Source organism: Microbacterium shimangi, from assembly GCF_043556445.1.
Lineage (GTDB): Bacteria > Actinomycetota > Actinomycetes > Actinomycetales > Microbacteriaceae > Microbacterium.
Genome location: NZ_JBIGII010000003.1, coordinates 958,950 through 978,487, shown reverse-complemented (window position 1 = coordinate 978,487; position 19,538 = coordinate 958,950). Strand labels below are relative to the sequence as shown.

22 protein-coding genes are annotated in these 19,538 nt (G+C 70.3%); 8 read left to right on the top strand and 14 right to left on the bottom strand.

Annotation, left to right across the window (positions count from 1 at the left end; genetic code table 11):
* Window positions 1-153 precede the first annotated feature (153 nt).
* Complete coding sequence (locus tag ACFXQA_RS06360) at window positions 154-1,464, bottom strand: ABC transporter permease (protein WP_394518955.1); 1,311 nt, start codon at window positions 1,462-1,464, stop codon at window positions 154-156.
* Window positions 1,461-2,156 carry an ABC transporter ATP-binding protein gene (locus tag ACFXQA_RS06355; protein ID WP_394518954.1) on the bottom strand — a complete coding sequence of 232 codons (696 nt, stop codon included), beginning with the start codon at window positions 2,154-2,156 and terminating at the stop codon, window positions 1,461-1,463. The genes ACFXQA_RS06360 and ACFXQA_RS06355 overlap by 4 nt, the downstream gene beginning before the upstream one ends.
* Before the next feature lie 169 nt (window positions 2,157-2,325).
* Between ACFXQA_RS06355 and ACFXQA_RS06350 the strand changes: the two genes are divergently transcribed.
* On the top strand, window positions 2,326-3,519 hold the full coding sequence (locus ACFXQA_RS06350; protein WP_394518953.1) for a sensor histidine kinase: 1,194 nt from the start codon (window positions 2,326-2,328) through the stop codon (window positions 3,517-3,519).
* Entirely contained in the window at window positions 3,516-4,196 is a 681-nt protein-coding gene (locus tag ACFXQA_RS06345; RefSeq protein WP_394518952.1) for a response regulator, read from the top strand. Before ACFXQA_RS06350 ends, ACFXQA_RS06345 begins: the two co-directional genes overlap by 4 nt.
* A gap of 10 nt (window positions 4,197-4,206) precedes the next feature.
* Here ACFXQA_RS06345 and ACFXQA_RS06340 read toward each other — a convergent pair whose 3' ends face one another.
* The gene (locus ACFXQA_RS06340; RefSeq protein WP_394518951.1) at window positions 4,207-6,213 is read right to left on the bottom strand and encodes an ABC1 kinase family protein; all 2,007 of its coding nucleotides are present in this window, start codon (window positions 6,211-6,213) and stop codon (window positions 4,207-4,209) included.
* Between the two features lie 228 nt (window positions 6,214-6,441).
* Between ACFXQA_RS06340 and ACFXQA_RS06335 the strand changes: the two genes are divergently transcribed.
* Window positions 6,442-7,008, top strand: coding sequence for a GNAT family N-acetyltransferase (locus tag ACFXQA_RS06335; RefSeq protein WP_394518950.1), 567 nt, complete (start codon window positions 6,442-6,444; stop codon window positions 7,006-7,008).
* On the opposite strand, the gene ACFXQA_RS06330 is transcribed toward ACFXQA_RS06335, so the two are convergent.
* Window positions 6,988-7,512, bottom strand: coding sequence for a hypothetical protein (locus tag ACFXQA_RS06330; RefSeq protein WP_394518949.1), 525 nt, complete (start codon window positions 7,510-7,512; stop codon window positions 6,988-6,990). The two genes, ACFXQA_RS06335 and ACFXQA_RS06330, sit on opposite strands and share 21 nt — an antisense overlap.
* Window positions 7,513-7,611: 99 nt before the next feature.
* Here ACFXQA_RS06330 and ACFXQA_RS06325 point away from each other — a divergent pair, with 99 nt between their 5' ends.
* On the top strand, window positions 7,612-8,157 hold the full coding sequence (locus ACFXQA_RS06325) for a dihydrofolate reductase family protein (RefSeq protein ID WP_394518948.1): 546 nt from the start codon (window positions 7,612-7,614) through the stop codon (window positions 8,155-8,157).
* Complete coding sequence (locus ACFXQA_RS06320) at window positions 8,154-8,294, top strand: hypothetical protein (RefSeq protein WP_394518947.1); 141 nt, start codon at window positions 8,154-8,156, stop codon at window positions 8,292-8,294. Before ACFXQA_RS06325 ends, ACFXQA_RS06320 begins: the two co-directional genes overlap by 4 nt.
* Window positions 8,295-8,319: 25 nt before the next feature.
* On the opposite strand, the gene ACFXQA_RS06315 is transcribed toward ACFXQA_RS06320, so the two are convergent.
* Window positions 8,320-8,724: a winged helix-turn-helix transcriptional regulator gene (locus tag ACFXQA_RS06315; protein ID WP_394518946.1), complete on the bottom strand. Its 405-nt coding sequence runs from the start codon at window positions 8,722-8,724 to the stop codon at window positions 8,320-8,322.
* 90 nt (window positions 8,725-8,814) lie between these two features.
* Here ACFXQA_RS06315 and ACFXQA_RS06310 point away from each other — a divergent pair, with 90 nt between their 5' ends.
* The 3 genes from ACFXQA_RS06310 (at window position 8,815) to ACFXQA_RS06300 (ending at window position 11,318) form a co-directional block, all read left to right on the top strand.
* Complete coding sequence (locus tag ACFXQA_RS06310) at window positions 8,815-9,465, top strand: NAD(P)-dependent oxidoreductase (protein WP_394518945.1); 651 nt, start codon at window positions 8,815-8,817, stop codon at window positions 9,463-9,465.
* A gap of 253 nt (window positions 9,466-9,718) precedes the next feature.
* The gene (locus ACFXQA_RS06305; protein WP_394518944.1) at window positions 9,719-10,099 is read left to right on the top strand and encodes a hypothetical protein; all 381 of its coding nucleotides are present in this window, start codon (window positions 9,719-9,721) and stop codon (window positions 10,097-10,099) included.
* Between the two features lie 145 nt (window positions 10,100-10,244).
* The gene (locus ACFXQA_RS06300; RefSeq protein WP_394518943.1) at window positions 10,245-11,318 is read left to right on the top strand and encodes an alkene reductase; all 1,074 of its coding nucleotides are present in this window, start codon (window positions 10,245-10,247) and stop codon (window positions 11,316-11,318) included.
* 114 nt (window positions 11,319-11,432) lie between these two features.
* Here ACFXQA_RS06300 and ACFXQA_RS06295 read toward each other — a convergent pair whose 3' ends face one another.
* The 9 genes from ACFXQA_RS06295 to pcaH form a co-directional block, all read right to left on the bottom strand.
* Window positions 11,433-12,716 (bottom strand): MFS transporter, encoded by a 1,284-nt coding sequence (locus ACFXQA_RS06295; RefSeq protein ID WP_394519086.1) that lies wholly within the window; start codon window positions 12,714-12,716, stop codon window positions 11,433-11,435.
* Between the two features lie 173 nt (window positions 12,717-12,889).
* Window positions 12,890-14,059: a thiolase family protein gene (locus ACFXQA_RS06290; RefSeq protein ID WP_394518942.1), complete on the bottom strand. Its 1,170-nt coding sequence runs from the start codon at window positions 14,057-14,059 to the stop codon at window positions 12,890-12,892.
* Window positions 14,060-14,061: 2 nt separating this feature from the next.
* Complete coding sequence (locus ACFXQA_RS06285) at window positions 14,062-14,712, bottom strand: 3-oxoacid CoA-transferase subunit B (protein ID WP_394518941.1); 651 nt, start codon at window positions 14,710-14,712, stop codon at window positions 14,062-14,064.
* Complete coding sequence (locus ACFXQA_RS06280) at window positions 14,709-15,458, bottom strand: 3-oxoacid CoA-transferase subunit A (RefSeq protein ID WP_394518940.1); 750 nt, start codon at window positions 15,456-15,458, stop codon at window positions 14,709-14,711. Before ACFXQA_RS06280 ends, ACFXQA_RS06285 begins: the two co-directional genes overlap by 4 nt.
* On the bottom strand, window positions 15,455-15,856 hold the full coding sequence (gene pcaC / locus ACFXQA_RS06275) for a 4-carboxymuconolactone decarboxylase (RefSeq protein ID WP_394518939.1): 402 nt from the start codon (window positions 15,854-15,856) through the stop codon (window positions 15,455-15,457). Before pcaC ends, ACFXQA_RS06280 begins: the two co-directional genes overlap by 4 nt.
* The gene (locus ACFXQA_RS06270; protein WP_394518938.1) at window positions 15,853-16,638 is read right to left on the bottom strand and encodes an alpha/beta fold hydrolase; all 786 of its coding nucleotides are present in this window, start codon (window positions 16,636-16,638) and stop codon (window positions 15,853-15,855) included. The genes pcaC and ACFXQA_RS06270 overlap by 4 nt, the downstream gene beginning before the upstream one ends.
* The gene (locus ACFXQA_RS06265; RefSeq protein WP_394518937.1) at window positions 16,635-17,945 is read right to left on the bottom strand and encodes a lyase family protein; all 1,311 of its coding nucleotides are present in this window, start codon (window positions 17,943-17,945) and stop codon (window positions 16,635-16,637) included. The genes ACFXQA_RS06270 and ACFXQA_RS06265 overlap by 4 nt, the downstream gene beginning before the upstream one ends.
* A gap of 34 nt (window positions 17,946-17,979) precedes the next feature.
* The gene (pcaG, locus tag ACFXQA_RS06260; protein ID WP_394518936.1) at window positions 17,980-18,564 is read right to left on the bottom strand and encodes a protocatechuate 3,4-dioxygenase subunit alpha; all 585 of its coding nucleotides are present in this window, start codon (window positions 18,562-18,564) and stop codon (window positions 17,980-17,982) included.
* The gene (pcaH, locus tag ACFXQA_RS06255) at window positions 18,564-19,430 is read right to left on the bottom strand and encodes a protocatechuate 3,4-dioxygenase subunit beta (protein ID WP_394518935.1); all 867 of its coding nucleotides are present in this window, start codon (window positions 19,428-19,430) and stop codon (window positions 18,564-18,566) included. The genes pcaG and pcaH overlap by 1 nt, the downstream gene beginning before the upstream one ends.
* Window positions 19,431-19,538 lie beyond the last annotated feature (108 nt).

The following is a 19,538-nucleotide window of genomic DNA, read 5'->3' as shown; positions in this document are numbered from 1 at the left end:
CGCTCCCCTGCCGCCCGCCGAGGTTCCCCTGTCACGAACAGCGGGTCTCACCGACCATTCGTGACAGGGGAAGGTGGCCCGATGAGGTTGCCCTGTCACGAATAGCGGGTCTCGTCGACCATTCGTGACAGGGGAACACATCGAGCGGCGCGGTCACTCGTAGCGCAGCGACTCCACCGGGTCGGCCTTCGCGGCGCGGGCCGCGGGCAGGGTGCCCGCGAGGAAGGCGATGCCCATCACGATCAGGATCACGACGGCGATCGACAGCGGGTCGAAGGCGATCAGATTCAGCCCCGGCAGATCGGCCAAGAGCGATCCCGACAGGGCGGCGCTGATTCCGGTTCCCGCGATGATCGCGCCGGCGGCTCCGATCGCGCTCCCGAGGAACCCGATGAACGCGGCCTCGAGGCTGAACAGCCCGAACACCTTGCCGCTTCCCATGCCCATGGCCTTCATGAGGCCGATCTCACGGGTGCGTTCCTGCACCGACATCAGCAGCGTGTTCACGATGCCGAAACTCGCGGCGAGCAGGGCGATGACGGCGAAGGCGTTGAGCACGAGCACGATGCCGTCGATCACGGTCTTGATCGTGCCGAGCTGGTCGGCGACGGTCGTTCCCGTGTATCCGGCGTCGCTCAGTTCGGCCTTCAGGTCGGTGATCTGCTGCTCGGTCGCGTCGGGACTGAACCAGACCGTCGCCTGCGCGTAACGCTCCACCTGGTCTGACGGCACCCCGATGTTCTGGGTCGTGAACAGCTCGTCGGTGAGAGCGTCGTTGGGCACGATCGAGGCACCCGCCGGCGATGCGATGCTCTCTTCGGCCACGCCCGTGATGGTCGCTTCGACCACGTGCTGCGTGCGCTGGGCATCGGTGACGGCGATCGTGACCGTCTTGCCGACCGCGTCTTCGTTGCTCGAGAAGCCGAGGGGCTCGACGTACGAAGCGGGCAGCGCGAGCTGCAACTCGTCGGCGTCAGCGTCGGGCTGAGCCCCGGCGAGGAGGTTCACCGTCTGACCGGGGACGAGGCTTCCGACGCCGACGACATACTTGGTGCCGTCGCCCGCCTCGATGTAATCGGCCGAGATCGACTTCGTGGCCTGCACGTCGCGCACACCGTCGACGTCGGCGAGCGCCTCGAGGTCGGAGGGGCCGAGCGCGACGACCGTCGAGCCGGGAACGGCGTTCTGGCCGGCGCTGACCGCGTCGGGGTTGTACTCGGCCGGCCCCGAATCGGCCGCGCCGAACGCGGTGTCGGACTCGGCGGTCTTGGTGACGGTCATGGTGTCCGATGCCCCGACCCCCGAGACCGTGTCGTCGATGTAGGCGTTGATGCCCGTGCCGAGCCCGTTGGTGAGGGTGAGGGTGAACGCACCGACGAAGATCGCGAGGATCGTCAGAATGGTGCGGGTCTTCGAGCGGAAGGTGTTCGCGACGGCCGTGCCGACCAGGTCGATGGTTCTCACGCCGCCACCGCCGCCGTCTCGTCGACCAGCAGGCCGTCGCGGATCAGGATGCGGCGGTCGCAGCGCGCCGCGAGTTCTTCGTCGTGGGTGACGACGATCAGCGTGATGCCGCTCTCGCGGTTGAGCGCGAAGAGGATGTCTTCGACCACGGCGCCCGTCTGCGAGTCGAGGTTTCCGGTGGGCTCGTCGGCGAAGATGATGCGCGGGTCGTTCACGAGGGCCCGCGCGATGACGGTGCGCTGCTTCTGGCCGCCCGACAGGTTCACCGCCTTGTTCTTCGCCTTGTCGTCGAGCTCCAATTGCGCGAGCGCGGCCATCCCCCGCCGTCGACGGTCACCGCGCTTGATGCCCGCGATCTTCATCGGCAGGATGACGTTCTCGAGCACCGAGGCGTTCGCGGTGAGGAAGAACTGCTGGAACACGAAGCCGAAGGTCTTGTTGCGCGTCTTGTTGAGGCGGCGTCCGTGCAGGGTGCGGGTGTCCACCCCTTCCAGCTCGACCGTGCCCGAGCTCGGAGCGTCGAGAAGCGCGAGCACGTGCATGAGCGTCGACTTTCCCGATCCGCTCTTGCCGACGATCGCCACGCTCTCACCCTCGAAGATGTCGAAGCTCACCCCCTTCAGGGCTTCGAAGCGGTTCTGCCCGCGACCGTACGATCTGCGTACGTCCCGGACCGAGATGATCGGCGTCATGGTGCACTCCCCTGGGTGGGCTCCGGCTTTTCCGAAGCTCCTCCAGACTCGCGGCCCTCAGCATCCGGGGCGTCCCCCGTCCGCGGACACCCTGCGTACCGCGAAGGCGGTATGCCGGATGACCCGTGCGGAGGAGTCGCCGGGGGCGGATGACCGGCACACTGGAACGATGGTGGATGCTTTGGGACGTCTCCGGGCACCCGGGCACCGGCGTCCGCCGACCTGGGTCGGCGACGTGGTGGCGGGAGCACTCGTCGTCGGTGCGGCGTTCGCCCCCTTCCCCGAGGCGGAGTTCCGACCCGGCAGCGCGCTCGCGATCGTCCTCGTCATCGCGCCCGCGTTCGTCTTGCCGTTCCGCCGGCGGTGGCCGATCTCCGTTCTCGCCGTGATCATCGGGCTCTACGGCGCGGCTGCCCTCGTCGGCACGCTCTCCGCCGGCAACGCGATCGCCGCCGCGGTCGCGATGTTCCGCGTGGCAACCCGATCCACGAGACGGGTGACGTTCGTCGTCGCGGCGATCGCCGTCGTCGGCTTGGTGCTCCTCAGTCTTCTCGCGACCGTCGGAAGCGTGTTCGACGCCCGCGCCCTGCAGTTCGCCATCACCATCGCCTTCGCCGCGGCAGCAGGAGACGCCACCCGCTCGCGTCGCGAATACATCACCGCCGTCACCGAACGAGCCGAGCGGGCCGAACGGACTCACGAGGCCGAAGCCAGCCGCCGCGTCGCGGAGGAGCGGCTGCGCATCGCCCGCGACCTCCACGATGCGGTGGCCCACCAGATCTCGGTGATCAGCCTGAACGCCGGGGTCGCGACGTCGGCACTGGAGACAAGACCCGAGAAGGCCCGCGAAGCGCTCGGCACCATCCGTCAGGCGTCGCGCACGGTGCTGGGCGAGATCGGCAACCTGCTCGAGGTGCTGCGCGCCGACGACGACGTCGAACGCGCGAAGGTTCCCCAACCGGGGCTCGACCGGTTCGACGACCTCGTGGCCGACTTCGCCCGAGTGGGGCTCGCCGTCCAGACACGGGTCGAGGGCGACCTGCGCAGGGTCGACGGTGCCGCCGGACTGGTGGCCTACCGAGTGATCCAGGAGGGGCTCACCAACGCGCAGAAGCACGGCGCCGAGCATCGAGCCCACGTCCTGGTCGACGTGGGCGAGACCACCGTCACCGTCGTCGTGGTGAATCCCGTTCGAACAGCGCGCGCCGACGCCGCTGGTGACGACGACCGCGCCCGCGGACACGGGCTCCTCGGAATCCGCGAGCGGGTCGCCTCGGTGCGCGGAACGGTCGAAGCCGGTATGACGGTCGGCGGGTGGCGAGTCGCCGCCACGCTGCCCCTCACGCGCAAGGAGACCTCGTGACCACCGTGCTCGTCGTCGACGACCAATCGCTGATCCGGCAGGCCGTGACCGACATCCTGTCGTCCGAACCCGATATCACCGTCGTCGGCGAAGCCGTGAACGGGGCGGTCGCCGTGGCGATGGCCCTCGACCTGCGCCCCGATGTGGTGCTGATGGACATCCGCATGCCCGGCCTCGACGGCATCGGCGCCACCTCGGCGATCTGCGCGGAGCCCGCTCTGGCCGACACGCGCGTTCTCATTCTGACCACCTTCGAAGAGGACGAGTATCTGGTGGCGGCGCTTCGCGCGGGCGCCAGCGGCTTCATCGGCAAGGGATCGGAACCCGAAGACATCTCACGCGCCGTGCGGGCGGTGCACGCGGGCGACGCCTTGCTCTCGCCGACCGCGACGAGAAGCCTCATCACCCGTTACGTGCTGCCGCCAGCTCCCGCTGACACCGGCGCCCCCGCTCCCGTGCCGCCCGCGCTCGCGCACCTCACCGAGCGCGAACGAGAGGTGCTGCTCCTCGTCGGCCGCGGTCGGTCGAACCAGAACATCGCCGACGACCTCGTGATCTCTCCCCACACGGCGAAGACCCATGTGAACCGCATCATGACGAAGCTCTACGCGCACGACCGCGCACAGTTGGTCATCGCGGCATACGAGAGCGGGCTCCTGGCGCCGGGCGAGGCCTGACGCGGGTTCGTCAGCGCGGCGGTCTCACGAACAGCTGCCGCACGGCGCGCAGGAGTCCGAGGAATCCGAAGAGGCCTATCGTCGCCCCGAGCAGATCGAACAGCCCCAGACCCCCGGCGTACTGCGGGCCGACGTCGGTGACGATCAGCACCACGGCGAGTACGACGGCGGTGATCGACACCAGCGCGCCCACGACGTGCGACGCGATACCGCGCAGCATCCCGTCTTCGGCCTCGTCACGGGACGACCGCACGCGCAGGCCCGCGGTGCCGTTCTCGATGCCCGCCATCAGCGACTCGAGGCGCTGCGGCAGGGCCTTCGTCCTCACGGCGGCGAGCGCCCCACTGGCCTGCGCGTCGAGCGCCAGCTTCTCCGGTGACGCCAGCTTCTGCACGAGATGCGGCACCACGGGAAGCGCCCGCCCGATCAGATCGAAATCGGGTACGAGAACCCGCAGGCAGCCCTCCAACGTCGCGAAACTGCGGAACGCCGAGGCCAGGTCGCCGGGAAGAGCGATGCGGTGGTCTCGGATGACATCGACCATGCGCGAAAAGATCGATCCTTCGCCCGCCGGCCGAAAGCGCTCCGACGTCAGCACCGTGCCGATGTCGTGTCGGAACGCATCGAGGTCGGCGTCGGGCGGCACGTCGACGACGAGTAGCAGGGCATCGCTGGCGATCACGTCGTCCTCTGTCAGCGCGCCGAGGAGGAGCGCCGTCATGTGCTCGCGCTGGCTGCGTTCGATGACCCCGATCGCTCCGAAGTCGATGAGTCCGAGGGTTCCGTCGGCGCGCAGGATGACGTTGCCGGGGTGAAGATCGGCGTGGAAGACGCCGTAGAGCAGGATCTGCTCGATCACCGAGGTCATCAGACCGAGCGCGAGCGCGTCGCGTTCTTCGGCCGTCATCCGCTCCAGGCGGGCGCCGGCGCGGCTGAGCGGCTCACCGTCGACGAGATCCATCGTGAGCAGCCGTGTCGATGAGGCGTGCGCATGCACGGCGGGAATCGACAGCACGGCCTCGCCCCCGCCGTCGGTGGCGGCCATCAGCGCGAGAGCGGTGCGGACCATCTCCATGTTCCGCGCCTCAACGCGGTAGTCAAGCTCTTCGAGCAGGGTCGAGGTGAACCCCCGTGCGACCGATTCGAGCCGCAGGTCTTTGCCCGCCCGCGTCTGCCGTTCGGCGCGCTGGGCGAGCCGCAGAATGATGTCGACATCGGCCTCCACCTGCGCGCGCGCCGCGGGGCGCTGCACCTTCACCACCACGGGGGCACCGTCGACGAGGCGCGCGGTGTGAACCTGGGCGACGGATGCTGCGGCGAGGGGCGTGGGGTCGATCGACGCGAACACCTCGGCGATCGGTCGGCCCAGCTCGGCCTGGATCACCGTCTCCACCGTCTCCCAAGGGAGGGTGGTCGCGCTCGACTGCAACGACGCGAGCGCGGAGATGTAGGGCTCGGGGATCATGTCACGCCGGGTCGAGAGCACCTGCCCGAGTTTGATGAAAGTGACGCCCGAATCATTGATGGTCGAGACGAGCGCCTGCGCACGCTGCTCGCTCGTGGTCGACTCGTGCTCTACCCGCGAGGTGCCGTGGATGAGCCACCCGGCGCCGTGCCGCGAGGCGATGGCGAGGATCTGGAAGTACCGGCGCGTGCGTTTGCGCTGGCGGATCGCCCCTCTGACGACCTCGATCGGGTTCGGGAGCGGTCGCGTCGGGAAGATCGCTTCGAGCGCCACGAGAACGGCGAGTCCGAGCGCGAAGATCCACGCGATCGAGAGGGCGACGACCCCGAGCGCGAGAAGGGCGGCCCCGGTGTCACGGGCGCGTTCGTCGACGAGCAGACCGGACTGGTCCAGCGTCCAGTTGGCGAAGGGGAGCCCGATGCTGAAGACGAGGAGACCGACGACCAGGCTGCGCGGCCATCCCACCGGCGTCTCGAGGATGCGCCGCGCGACGAACCCGACGAGAAGGGCTGAAGCGACGGCGAGCAGGGCCGTCAGAATGTCTGTGAGCACGCGTGCGCCTCCTGCCGCAGACCGTCGGGCCGGCTGCTGCACAGACTACTCAGGCCGGGCAGCTCGCCGCACGGGTCAGGTGGCTGCGATCGCGCGCCGCCACTCGCCGATGATCACCGACCCCTCCGCCGGGCGGAGGGCATACGGTGGGCGGAGGGCGCGATTCCCGCAAAAGCCCCTCCCCTCCTCGTATCCCCTCCGCCCACGGGCGGTCCACCGGCGGTGCCCATGCGCTCACATTCCCCACGAGGCGGATCGACGCCGGATGGCGACGAGGCGAGAGCCCCGCTGACCTTCGGCCTCGCGGATCCGGGCTCACCGGACGCGCAGTCGGTCCTGAGCCGGTTCTTCACCGACATCGTCGCCCGCCGGCGGGGCCGGCCGCCGACTCCGGCGGAGCTGGCGCGAGTGATGCTCGACGAGCCCAGCAGCGACCTCCGAGGCGCGACGGGGTTCTTGGTCGTCGTCCGCGATGGAGCGCAGGTGGTCGGGTGCGGCGGCGTTCGCGTCGTCGAGCCCGGCGTCGGGGAACTCACCCGCATCTTCGTCGACCCCGTGGCGCGCGGGAGACGCGGAGGGCACGCCCTGCTCCGCGAGCTCGAGGCAACCGGAGCCCACCGCGGGCTGCACCTGCTGCGGCTGACCGTCCGCGACGACCTCGTGGAGGCCCGCCGCCTCTACGAGAGCGCCGGGTACCGACCGGTCGCCCCCTTCAGCGACTCCCCCTACGCAGACCACTTCCTCGCGAAGGCTCTGGGCAGCCCCCCGCAGGAATCAGAAGCCCACCGGGGGTAGGCAGAAGGCGAAACGGTCATCGGGTGACCAGACGTGCTCGTCATCGCACCGGTACCCGCGAAGCCATGGTCTCCCCTCGACGACGCGAAGGTAGAAACCCTTCGGATAGTCGTCGTCTTCGCTGAGCGGTTCCGCGGCGACCGTGAGGGATGCGGTGGGCGCCCTCCCCGACGACACGACCCGGTCGGCAGACGGCGCCTGGTCTTTCCATGCCATCCGCAGATAGGGTCCCGCGTCCGCCGGGCACAGAATCAGACCCCGCGTCCGCGCACGGTCGAACACCTCACCCAGGGTCGCACCGCCGACAAGCCCCAGGTCGCCGACCGTGCGCTCGGCCACGACGACCTGCCGCACGGGTTGCTCTTCGAAGATCGCGTGGTCGAGCAGCGTCTCGGCGTGCGGGTTCAGAAGGACCCCCTGGCCGGCCAGCCTTCGCAGCAACTCCGGTCGCGCGAGCCCTCCGACAGACAGCGAAAGGCGGTCGATGCGAGATGCGTCTGTCATTGCTCCGGTATGCCTCCGCGACGGATGAGTCGACCATCCTACGGGCGGCGCTCGCCGACCGCTCTTTCGTTCCGGCCTGCGCGCCAGTACCGTTCGAACATGCGGCCGCTGAGGTACTCCATCAACGTGATGCTCGACGGATGCGTGGACCATCGGGCCGGCGTAGCCAGTGAAGAGGGCCACCGGTACGCGGCGGAGAGCATCGGGCGGGCCGATGCCCTGCTGCTCGGACGTAAGACGTACGAGCTGATGGAGAGTGCGTGGCGTCCACCCGCATCCGACGAGATGCCCGAGTGGACTCAGCCGTTCGCCCGAACCATGAACGCCGCGAAGAAGTACGTCGTCTCGAGCACGCGGGAAGACCTCGACTGGAACGCGGAGCTTCTGCGCGGCGACCTCCGAGAAGCCGTGCAACGCCTCAAGGACGCGCCGGGCAACGGACTGTTCGTCGGCGGAGTGCAGCTGCCGACGGCCTTGGCCGAGCTGCGACTGATCGACGAGTACGAGTTCATCGTGCACCCGACGGTGGCCGGCCACGGACCCATGCTGTTGGCGGGGCTATCGAAGCCTCTGGATCTGACGCTCGTGGGCCGCACGGAGTTCGAGTCGGGCGCGGTGGCGATGCGCTACGTGATGGCGACGTGACCGCCCCCGTCGCCGACCCGCGTGTGTGCCCCACCTGCGGCGACGTGCTGCAGTTCGAGATCCTCGACGACGAGCGCTTCCTCGTCGCGTGGTCGTGCATCAACTGCGGGCTGATCCGCACCACCGAGCCCGTCTAGCGGCCCACCGCTCGCTCGCGTCAGATCATTCGCGCGCCCCGTCGTAGCGGTCTCGCGACTCGGCGACCTGCCCGAAGTGCTCGATCGACCAGCGCTCGAGCGCCTTCAACGGCTCCCGCAGCGTCTCACCGGCGGGGGTCAGTTCGTACTCGACGCGCGGGGGAACCTCGGCGTACACCGTGCGCGTGACGAGGCCGTCGCGTTCGAGCCCACGGAGCGTCTGCGTCAACATCTTCTGCGAGATGCCGGCGACGGCGCGGCGAATCTCGGAGAAGCGGCGGGGGCCCTCGCCGAGCGTGCCGATGATCAGCACCGTCCAGCGATCGCCGATGCGGTCGAGCAGCCGACGACTCGGGCAACCCTCCGCGTACGGATCGAGGTCGTCGAGAGTGAACTCGGTCTTTGCCGCGGAATCTCGCGCGCCGGCCATGGTTACCAAGAAGTGCCTACTTCCGAAAAGTGACTATCGGATTTAGCGTAGCGACACACACCGATCCACGCACTATCTCGGAGGAACACCATGACCCGAATCACCGTCCTCGGCGGAACCGGCTTCGCCGGCAGCCACATCGTCCGCGAGGCAGCCTCACGCGGCCACGACGTCGTCTCGTACAGCCGCAACGAGCCCACCTCCGACGCCCGCATCGCCGGCGTCACCTACGAAACGGGCTCCCTGCTCGACGCCGACGTGCGTGCTCGCGCCGTCGCCGGTGCCGACGTCGTCATCTCGACGCTCTCGCCGCGCGGCGAGCTCGACGGCCGCATCGTCGAGGTCGACCGCGAACTCGCCGCCCTCGCCGGCGAGCAGGGCAAGCGCATCGCGGTCGTCGGCGGCTTCAGTTCGCTCCGTCCGGAGGAGGGCGCACCCCGCTTCGCGGAGGGAGACGACATTCCGCCGCAGTTCGCCGCCGAGGCCAAGCAGATGAACACGATCCTCTCCGAGCTGATCTCGGGACCGGAGACGGTCGACTGGGTCTTCTTCTCCCCCGCCCAGCAGTTCGGCTCCTACGTGCCCGGCGAGGCACTCGGCCGCTACCGGGTCGGCGGAGAGGTCGCCTTCTTCGACGAGGCCGGTGTCTCGGCGATCAGCGGGGCCGACTTCGCGCTCGCCATCCTCGACGAGATCGACACCCCCGCCCACCGTCGGGCGCACGTCAGCGTCGCGTACTGAGGCGGCGGGGCGCAGCATCCGCTCCTCGCCCCTCAATGCAGAACGACCCCCGCAGGAATACCCACCGCAGGGGTCGCCGCGCACCAGCAGAGATGTCGGACCCGAATCGCGACCATCTCTTGTACCGCACGCGTTGCAGTAGTGACACTGCCACCGGCCGCCCACAATCATGCGGCCCTTGACAACCTCGCCGGAGCTGTCTTCGGGGGCGCATCCCTCGCGCCCCCGGAGGCAGCGGGATAAGGTCGGGGCCATGACCGCACTGGCGCCGGAACGACTCCCCATCGATCGTCGGCCGCCGAGACGGTTCAACCGTGCCACGATCTTGCTGCTCGGCGTGGTGCTCGCCCCGATCATCGTGGCCTTCGCGGCTTTCCCCGGGGGGCCGTTGACGGAAGAAACCGCCCTGCGCATGGCCTTCGGCGCCGTGGCGGGGAAGACCATCGCGGTTCTCAGCGCGGCGGCGGCGCTCGTCATCACCGTGCGGCGCGACCGGCGAGTGGTGTCAGTGCTGTTCTTCTCGATGCTCTTCCTGCTCGTCTTCTCGTGGTCGATCGCGTCGATGACGAACGACGGGGTACTCCTCCTCGACCGCCTCGATCACATCGCCGAGGTCGAGCTCCTCAACGAGTAGTCGGGGGAAGGGTGTCGACCGCCGTTCGCTCCGCAGGGCGAACGTCTGGGCGAATTGTCAGGCAGGAATAGGCGCGAGGAGCGTGCCGTTGGGCAGGGGGTCGGCCGTGGACCACGCGTCGATAGCTCCCCCCGAAAGGACACCCATGGATCTGTTCTCCCCGCTCTCCGCCGGCGACCTCGACCTGCCCAACCGCGTGGTGATGGCACCGCTGACGCGCACGCGTTCCGGTGCCGACGGCGTTCCCGGCGACATCGTCGCCGAGCACTACGCCCAGCGCGCCGGGCACGGCCTCATCATCACCGAGGGCGTCTACCCGAGCACCGAGTCGCGCGCGTACTGGGGTCAGCCGGGCATCGTCACCGACGAGCAGACCGCGGGATGGCGGGCCGTCGCCGAGGCCGTGCACGCAGAAGGCGGACGCATCGTCATGCAGCTCATGAACGGCGGGCGCGTCTCGCACACCGACATCACCGGAACCGACCGCATCGTCGCGCCCAGCGCCGTGGCGATCGAGGGCGAGGTGCATACGCCAGACGGCAAGAAGGCGTTTCCCGTTCCGCATGCCCTGACGACGGCGGAGCTGGCCGAGGTGCGCGACGAGTTCGTCGCCGCAGCCCGACGCGCCATCGACGCAGGTCTCGACGGGGTCGAGGTGCACGGCGCCAACGGCTACCTGCTGCACCAGTTCCTCTCGCCGGTGTCGAACCAGCGCACCGACGGCTACGGCGGCTCACCCGAGGCACGCGCGAAGTTCGTGATCGAGGTCACGGCGGCGGTGGCGGATGCTGTGGGCGCGGGCCGCGTCGGAATCCGCCTGTCGCCGGCGCACAACATCCAGGATGTCGTCGAGACCGACGAGGCCGACGTGCGCGCCACCTACGAGGCCCTCGTCGACGGCCTCGCGCCCCTCGGCCTCGCGTACCTCAGCGTGCTGCACGCCGAGCCCCACGGTGAGCTCGTGCAAGACCTCCGTGCCCGCTTCGGTGGCGTGCTCATCGCCAACAGCGGCTTCGGTCAGCTCACGACGAAGGACGAAGCGGCCGAGTTCGTGGCTCGCGGAAACGCGGATGCTGTCGCCGTCGGGCGACTTTCGATCGCCAACCCCGACCTCGTCGCACGCTGGCAGGGCGGCCATCCCGAGAACGAGCCGAACCCGGCGACGTTCTACGGCGCCGGAGCCGAGGGCTACACGGACTACCCCCGCCTGGCGGTCTGAGGCCTCCCGAGCAGTATTCGCGAGACCGCTTCTGCGCGGCGACACCCTGGTTCTCTGCCGGGGTCTCGTCGCGCAGAAGCGGTTTCGCGGCTCCGGCGGGGTCCGGGCCGCGGGTCAGCGGCCGCGACGGGGCTGGTCGAGACCGACGTGGATGCGGGTGCGCTTGCGCTCGACGAGGATGAAGATGGTGCCGAGCAGCCAGAGCGGCAGCTGGGTCAGGAATGCGATGCGGAACGCGTCGAGCGAGTAGGTGGCGGGGGTACCCGCGCCCTGAAGATCCATCGCGATGCCGATGAAGAGGATCGCGAGGAGCCCCGCGAGAAATCCGCCGCCGTTCACGATGCCCGTCGCCGTACTGAGGCGATGGCTGGGGTTGTAGGCGCGCGCGTGGTCGAACGCGATCATCGACGCCGGACCACCGGTGCCCATGGCGAACGCCAGAACCAGCAGAAGCCACAGGGGTGCGGGCCCCGGCCAGGCGGCGACCGCGACCCACGCCGCGACCTGCAGCGCGATGGAGGGGAGCACCAGCATCCGTGACCGACGCATCGGGTGCCGACTCGACAGCGCGCCCATCACCGGGCCGATGACGATGCCGAACAGGACGAACGCGGTGAGCACGAGGGAGGCCTGCGCTGGTTGGAGGCCTTCGCCCGCCGTGAGGAACGGGAAGCCCCACAGGATGACGAAGGCGTTGCCCGCCATCGGGGGCGTGAAGTGCGACCAGAATCCGAGGCGCGTCGCGGGGTGACCCCAGGCCTCGCGAAAACCCTGACGCAGATCCGCCGAGGAACGCACGACGGTGATGGCGCCCGTGTCGGTGTCGACCGTGACGTCGGCCGCGCGGCTCGGCGGGCGGTTGCGGATGATCACGAAAATGAGGACGGCGAACAGCATCCCGAGACCGGCGAGACCGCCGAACGCCACGCTCCACGACGTCGCGTGCAGAAGCGCCGCCAGCGGGATGACCGAGACGATCTGCCCCAGCTGGCCGATGATGCCGGTCATCTGCACGAGGAACGGCGCGCGCTGCGCCGGGAACCAGGTGGCGATCACGCGGAGCACCCCGGGGAAGATCGCCGCGTCACCGGCTCCCAGCAGCACGCGGGCGAAGATGCCGATGCCGACGTCGGACGCGAAGGCCATGACGAGTTGCCCGGCCGCCATCAGCACCATCCCGACGGTCATCACGGGGCGCGCGCCGAACCGGTCGAGCAGCAGCCCGACCGGGATCTGCATGCCGCCGTAGACCGCCAGCTGGATCACGGCGAACATCGACAGGGCCGAGGCATCCGCGTTGAAGCGGGTCGCGGCATCCACTCCCACCGCTGACAGCGAGGTGCGGTTGGTCACCGACAGGATGTAGCCGGCGAGGCCCACCGCCCACACCAGCCACATGCGCCATCCCGGGGCGGGGGCGAGCACGGATGGCGACACGGTTCTTCTCCGTCGAGGCGAGCAGGGGGGTGCTTCCAGCGTAGGCCGAGCGGCCGGGCCGGGCTGCGCGCCGAACGCACGGGTTCTCGCCGAGCGCGCACGGCGTGGGGCCGTGCGCTCGGGCGCGATGGGGATCAGCGCTCGAGGACGACCGCCAGGCCCTGTCCGACACCGATGCAGATCGCGACGACCGCCACACCGCCGCCGCGTCGGGCCAGTTCGTGCGCGGCACGCCCGATGACCCGGCCGCCCGAAGCACCGAGCGGGTGACCGATCGCGAGGGCTCCGCCGTGGATGTTGAGCTTTTCGGGGTCGAGCTCGGTCCAGAGCTTCGCGCAGGCCAGCGACTGCGCGGCGAAGGCCTCGTTCAGCTCGACGAAATCGACGTCGGCCCAGGTGCGGCCGGCACGGGCCAGCGCCCGGTTCGCGGCCTCGACCGGCGCGATGCCGAACACGTCGGGGTCGTTGCCGAATGCGCCCCGCCCCGCGATGCGGGCGAGGGGTTCCGCATCCATCGCCCCCTCCGCTCCCAGAAGCACGGCCGAGGCCCCGTCGTTGATCGGCGACGAATTGCCGGCCGTGACCGACCCGTCGGCGGCGAAGAGCGTCTTGAGCCCGGCGAGCTTCTCGAGCGTGGTGTCTTCGCGGATGCTCTCATCGCGATCCAACGGTGCACCCTCGACCTGCACGATCTCGCCGTCGAAGACACCCGCTGACCACGCGTCCGCGGCTCGGCGGTGGCTCGCGAGGGCGAACGCGTCTTGCTGTGCGCGGGTGATGTCGTACAGACCGGCGAGCTTCTCGGCCGACTCGCCGTTCGAGATCGTCCAGTCTTTCCGGAGGCGCGGATTCACCATGCGCCACCCGATCGCGGTGTTCCACATCGTCGGGTTGCCGACGGCGGGGAACGGCTTCGTCGACTTCTCGACCACGAACGGCGCCCGGCTCATCGACTCGACACCGCCCGTCAGCACGATGTCGGCGTCGCCGGTCTCGATCGCGCGCGACCCCTGGATGACGGCCTCCAACGACGAACCGCAGAGGCGGTTCACCGTGACCCCCGGAACGCTCGACGGGAACCCGGCGAGAAGGGCACCGAATCGGGCGACGTCGCGGTTGTCTTCGCCCGCCTGGTTCGCGTCGCCGAAGATGACGTCGTCGATGCGCGCCGGGTCGAGGCCGGTCCGTGCGACGGATGCTGCCATGACCACCGCGGCGAGGTCGTCGGGGCGAACACCGGAGAGTGCTCCGCCCGCACGGCCGAAGGGGGTGCGAACGGCGTCGTAGATCCAGGTGCTCGGCACGGTCAGTCCTTCGGGTCGGGCGTGAGGGAGAGTCCGAGGATCGCTTCGAGCGATACGACGGTGTTGTCGCCGAAGAGCTCGCGCACCGCGAACCCGTCGGGCGTGACGTCGAAGACGGCGTGGTCGGTGTACACGCGCGACACGCACCCGACGCCGGTGAGCGGGTACGAGCACGACGCGACGAGTTTGGGCTCACCCGCCTTCGTCAGCAGATCGGTCATGACGTAGACGTCTTTCGCTCCGATCGCGAGGTCCATCGCGCCGCCGACGGCGGGGATCGCGCCCGGCTCACCGGTCGACCAGTTGGCGAGGTCGCCGTTCTGGGCGACCTGGAATGCGCCGAGCACGCAGACGTCGAGGTGGCCGCCGCGCATCATCGCGAACGAGTCGGCGTGATGGAAGTAGGCCGCGCCCGCGAGGGCGGTGACGGCCTGCTTGCCGGCGTTGATCAAGTCGGGGTCGACCTCACCCGCTCGGGGAGCCGGGCCCATGCCGAGCAGCCCGTTCTCGGTGTGGAGAAGAATCTCGTCGCCCTCCGGGAGGAAGTTCGCCACGAGCGTCGGGGCCCCAATGCCGAGGTTCACGACCGCACCCTCGGGAATGTCCGCGGCGATGCGCGCCGCGAGGTCGTTGCGCGAGATGCGGGTGGTCATGACGCCTCCTCGGCGGTGTCGACGAGCGGGCGACCCTCGAGGTCGACGCCCCCCACGAACTCTCCGCCGCGCAGCCAGCGCCGTTCGCCGACCGCGACGACCCGGTCGACGAAGATGCCCGGGGTCACCACGGTCTCGGGGTCGAGGTCGCCGAGGGGCACGACCTCGTCGACCTGCACGATGGTCGTGGCGGCCGCGGTCGCCATGATGGGGCCGAAGTTGCGCGCGGTCTCGCGATAGACGAGGTTGCCCCACCGGTCGGCCCGGAGCGCCGAGATCAGGGCGAAGTCGGCGCGGATCGGGTACTCGAGCACGTACCGCCGCCCGTCGATCTCGCGCTCTTCTTTGCCCTCCGCGAGCTGCGTACCGACGCCGGTGGGCGAGAAGAAACCGCCGATCCCGGCGCCCGCCGCGCGGATGCGCTCTGCGAGGTTGCCCTGCGGGACGAGCTCGAGTTCGATCTCGCCCGCGCGGTACAGCCGGTCGAACACCCACGAGTCGGACTGCCGCGGAAAGGAACACACGATCTTGCGAACCTGTCCCGCCGCCAGCAGCGCGGCGAGCCCGGTGTCGCCGTTGCCGGCGTTGTTGTTCACGATCGTCAGCCCGCTCGCACCCGACGCGATGAGTGCGTCGATCAGCTCGACGGGCTGCCCGGCGCGACCGAAGCCGCCGATCATGACCGTCGCACCGTCGGTGATGCCGGCGACGGCGTCTGCGGCATCCGCCAGAACCTTGTCGATCATGCGGAGCCCTCGGCGAAGACCTCGGAGGCGATCCGGTACGCCGTATTGGCCGCCGGGACGCCGCAGTAGATGGCCGACTGCAGGATGACCTCGGAGATCTCGGGGGCGGTCAGACCGTTGCGGAGCGCCGCGCGCAGGTGCATCGCGAGCTCTTCGTGGTGGCCCAGCGCGATGAGCGCCGTGAGCACGGCGATCGAACGCGATCGCCGGTCGAGCCCGGGTCGCGACCAGACGTCGCCCCACGCGTAGCGCGTGATGAGGTCTTGGAAGTCGGCGGTGAACGGGGTCGTCCGGTCGACCGCGCGATCGACGTGCTCGTCGGAGAGCACCTCGCGCCGCACGCGCATGCCCTGGGCATGCCGCTCGGCGTCGCTCGAGCCGTGGTTCGGCGTGGTCATGCGGCCCCCTCGATGCGGTGGAAGAACTCGTTCAGCGCCGACACGACCGCGTCGGGCTGCTCTGCCGGTGGCAGGTGCGCGGCGTCGGCGATGCGGATGCTGCGGCCGTGGCGGACGCCCCGTGCGACTTCGTCGGCTTTGGCCTCGGGGGCCACCTGGTCGTGCTCGCCCCACACCGCGAGCACCGGCGCGGCGATCTCGCCGAGGCGCGGGCGCACGTCGTAGGCGGCGAGCGCCTCGCAGCACGCGGCGTAGCTCTCGTCGTCGGCGTCTTGCAGGGCGTGCAGCAGGCGACCGGTCAGCTCGGGGTCGCGCGCGAGGGAGTCGGGCGCGAACCAGCGTCCGGCCGACGACGCGATGACCGACGACGTCGACTGCGCGCGCACCTGGGCCGCTCGCGCATGCCACGACGCGGGGTCGCCGAGCTGCGCGCCCGAAGCGATGACGGCAGTGGCTTCGACGAGGTCGGGGTGACGGAGCGCGAGTTCGAGGCCGGTGGCTCCGCCGAGCGAGACCCCCGCGTAGCGGATCGGCCGGTCAGACATCCCGCGCGCGAGCCCGGCCACCGCGTCGGCGAGTTCGCCGACGGTGAAGGGGCCGGATGCTGCGGGCGAGGAGCCGTGCCCCGGAAGATCCCACGCGACGACCCGATGGGTGGCGGCCAGGGCGTCGACGGCGTGCTCCCACAGGATCGTCGACGTGCCCAGCGAGGGGCCGAGGAGAAGGAGGGGGGCATCCGCGGGCCCGACGGGCACGGTCGACGCGAGTACGGGGACGCTCACGGCCGACCCTCTCCGGCGAGGCGGTCGACCGCGAAGCCTGCGAGTCCGGTGTAGGCGGCCGGGTCGAGCAGATCGTCGATGTCGAGCCCACCGGCTTCGTCGAGCCCGCGCACCAGATCGCCGAGGTCGGCGCCGCCTGCGGCCTCGCGGATCAGCGCGGCGAACCTCTCGCGCCCGATCAGAGGGATGAGCGCGATCCCGAGGCGCTCGCTCACGATCAGGCCACTCGTGAGGGCGAGGTTGCGGGCCACCGCGTCGCGATCGACCCTCAACCCCTCGGCGAGGGTCGCACCGTGGGCAGCTGCCCCGAGGGCGAGACGCAGCGCCTCGCGCAGCGTGGGCCACTCGGCGTGCCACGCCCCGTCGGGCCGTTCGTCGCCCGCGAGCGCGGCGGCGAGATGCAGGGTCGCTCCGAGCTGCGGTGCGCGGAGCGCTGCCGAGCGGATCAGCACCGAGGCGACGGGGTTCGCCTTCTGCGGCATGGCCGACGACCCGCCGCCGCTCGCCTCTGCCAGTTCGCCGATCTCGGTGCGGCCGAGCGTGGCGATGTCGGTGGCGAGAACGCCGAGGGCGTCGATCGCCTGCACGAGCGCATCGCCGAGCTCGGTGACCGGCCAGCGCGTCGTGTGCCACGGGTCGTCCGCCGGCCGGAGCCCCAGCTCGACGGCGTAGGCGGCGGGCAGAGCGGCCGCCCGCGCGGTGCCGAGGTCGGCGACGAAGGCGGCGAGGGTGCCCGCGGCCCCGCCGAGCTGCACCGGGAGTTCGCCCCGCGCGGCCGCGAGCCGGTCGATGGCACGGCGGATGCCGCGGACCCACGCCGCCGCGCGCGCGCCGACCGTCGTCGGCACCGCGTGCTGGGTGAGGGTACGGGCCGCGGCCACGACGTCGCGGTTGGTCTCGGCGAACGCCGTGAGCGCGGCGTCGGCGCGCTCGAGATCGGCGAGCACCCGGCCGGCGGCCCCGAGACAGACCAGCAGCAGCGCGTTGTCGAGGATGTCTTGGCTCGTCGCTCCGCGGTGCACCCACTCCCGTGTGCGCGGGGGGACCCGTTCCTTCAGCAACGCCACGAGCGGGACCACCGGGTTTCCGGCGCCCACGGCCGCCGCGGCGAGGGCAGCCGGCTGGAGGCCGTGCCCGCGGCATCCGCTCCCCCGGTCGATCCATCCGAGCGCCCCCGACACCTCATCGGCGATATCTGCGGGGGCTGCCCCGACCGCGGCGAGCGCGCGTACGAGGCCGACCTCGGCGGCCACGAGCGCGTCGAGCACGGCAGCATCCGACACCGCCTCGTCATGCCCCGCGCTCACCGGAGAGAGGAGGCCGACGTCGAAGGGGGGCGGGTCAGAAGGCAAGGAAGACGGTCTCCTTCTCGCCCTGCAGCCGGATGTCGTGCCGGAGGTGACCCTCGGGCGTGCGGGTCGCGATGAGCGTAGCGCGGTCGCCCTCGTCGAGGGAGGCGAGGAGCGGGTCGGCGTCGAGTTCTGCGGCGTTCTCGGGCAGGTAGATGCGAGTGTGCAGCTTGTCGGGGAGGCCCCGCGCGAAGACGACCACCGCGAAGAACGGCGCCTTACCCGGGGCAGCGCCCGGGTTGCGGGTCCAGAACTCGAAGCGCCCCTCGTCGGTCGTGAACGATCGCCCGAACCCCGTGAACGTGTGGTCGTCGCGGCGCCGCGCACCCCGCTCGCGAGAGACAGAGCCGTCGGTGTCGGCGCCCCAGATCTCGATGCAGGCGTCGGGGATCGGCGCGCCGGCTCCGTCGAGGAGCGTGCCCCCGACCACGATCGCGCCGGGCGAATGGGGGAACGCGACCTCGTGCATCTTCGGGTACTGCAATCCGAAGGCGAAGAACGGGCCGATGGTCTGCCCGGCCGTGGCTTCGAGGGGCGGTGCGCCGCGTCGCGCGCGGGCGTTGCTCGTGTCGGTCATCAGTGCTCTCCCTCGGGCTCGAACCAGGTGGCATCCGGGCCGTCGACGACGATGTCCCAGCGGTAGCCCATCGAGAACTCCGGCACGGTGAGGTCGTGGTCGTACGCCGAGATCAGACGGTCACGGTCGCTCTGGCGGCGGATGGTGTTGTAGATCGGATCGAGCGCGAAGAGCGGGTCTCCGGGGAAGTACATCTGCGTGATGACGCGCTGCGTGAACCCCGAGCCGAACAGCGAGAAGTGGATGTGTGCCGGACGCCACGCGTTGACGTGGTTCTTCCACGGGTAGGGGCCCGGCTTGATCGTGGTGAACGAGTACTCGCCCGCATCGTTCGTGACGGTGCGGCCGGCGCCGGTGAAGTGCGGATCGAGAGGGGCCGGATGCTGATCCCTCTGGTGGATGTAACGACCGGCGGCATTCGCCTGCCACACCTCCACGAGCTGATTCGCCAGGGGGCGGCCCCAGCTGTCGAGGACGCGACCGGTGACGGTGATGCGCTCGCCCTGCGGTTCGCCCCGGTGCTGCAGGGTGAGGTCGGCCTCGATCGCCGCGACGTCGCGCTGGCCGTACGCCGGTGAGAACAGCTCGATCGTCTCGGGGTCGACGAGGCGGGGGTTCTTCGTGGGGTGGCGCAAGACGCTCGAGCGGTAGGGCGCGAAGTCGATCAGCGTCCGCGGGAGCGACTCGCCGGACTGCTCTCGCGCCTCGGCGTCGGCGTGCTGGGCGGCGATCTCGGCCGTGATCTCGCGTTGCGTCGGCATGTCGGGCGAGGCCAGCAGCGACTCCGGCGCGGCGGCCGTCGGCTCGAGGACGACGCTCGAGGCGAATGCCTCGTCGCCGCGCGACTCGGCTTCGGGAGCGGTCATGGTGTCTCCTTCGACGATCCAGACGGGTGGGTTCTGCTCAGGGTCGCACCGGATGCGACCTGCGCAGCATCCGAATTCCCACTCAGCGAGATTGACCGCACCGCCGCC

Coding starts and splice junctions, on each gene's coding strand:
- ACFXQA_RS06355 (WP_394518954.1), bottom strand. CDS start 2,156: ATGACGCCGATCATCTCGGTCCGGGACGTACGCAGATCGTACGGTCGC.
- ACFXQA_RS06350 (WP_394518953.1), top strand. CDS start 2,326: ATGGTGGATGCTTTGGGACGTCTCCGGGCACCCGGGCACCGGCGTCCG.
- ACFXQA_RS06335 (WP_394518950.1), top strand. CDS start 6,442: ATGCGCTCACATTCCCCACGAGGCGGATCGACGCCGGATGGCGACGAG.
- ACFXQA_RS06330 (WP_394518949.1), bottom strand. CDS start 7,512: ATGACAGACGCATCTCGCATCGACCGCCTTTCGCTGTCTGTCGGAGGG.
- ACFXQA_RS06325 (WP_394518948.1), top strand. CDS start 7,612: ATGCGGCCGCTGAGGTACTCCATCAACGTGATGCTCGACGGATGCGTG.
- ACFXQA_RS06315 (WP_394518946.1), bottom strand. CDS start 8,724: ATGGCCGGCGCGCGAGATTCCGCGGCAAAGACCGAGTTCACTCTCGAC.
- ACFXQA_RS06310 (WP_394518945.1), top strand. CDS start 8,815: ATGACCCGAATCACCGTCCTCGGCGGAACCGGCTTCGCCGGCAGCCAC.
- ACFXQA_RS06305 (WP_394518944.1), top strand. CDS start 9,719: ATGACCGCACTGGCGCCGGAACGACTCCCCATCGATCGTCGGCCGCCG.
- ACFXQA_RS06300 (WP_394518943.1), top strand. CDS start 10,245: ATGGATCTGTTCTCCCCGCTCTCCGCCGGCGACCTCGACCTGCCCAAC.
- ACFXQA_RS06295 (WP_394519086.1), bottom strand. CDS start 12,716: ATGTGGCTGGTGTGGGCGGTGGGCCTCGCCGGCTACATCCTGTCGGTG.
- ACFXQA_RS06285 (WP_394518941.1), bottom strand. CDS start 14,712: ATGACCACCCGCATCTCGCGCAACGACCTCGCGGCGCGCATCGCCGCG.
- ACFXQA_RS06280 (WP_394518940.1), bottom strand. CDS start 15,458: ATGATCGACAAGGTTCTGGCGGATGCCGCAGACGCCGTCGCCGGCATC.
- pcaC (WP_394518939.1), bottom strand. CDS start 15,856: ATGACCACGCCGAACCACGGCTCGAGCGACGCCGAGCGGCATGCCCAG.
- pcaG (WP_394518936.1), bottom strand. CDS start 18,564: ATGACCGACACGAGCAACGCCCGCGCGCGACGCGGCGCACCGCCCCTC.
- pcaH (WP_394518935.1), bottom strand. CDS start 19,430: ATGACCGCTCCCGAAGCCGAGTCGCGCGGCGACGAGGCATTCGCCTCG.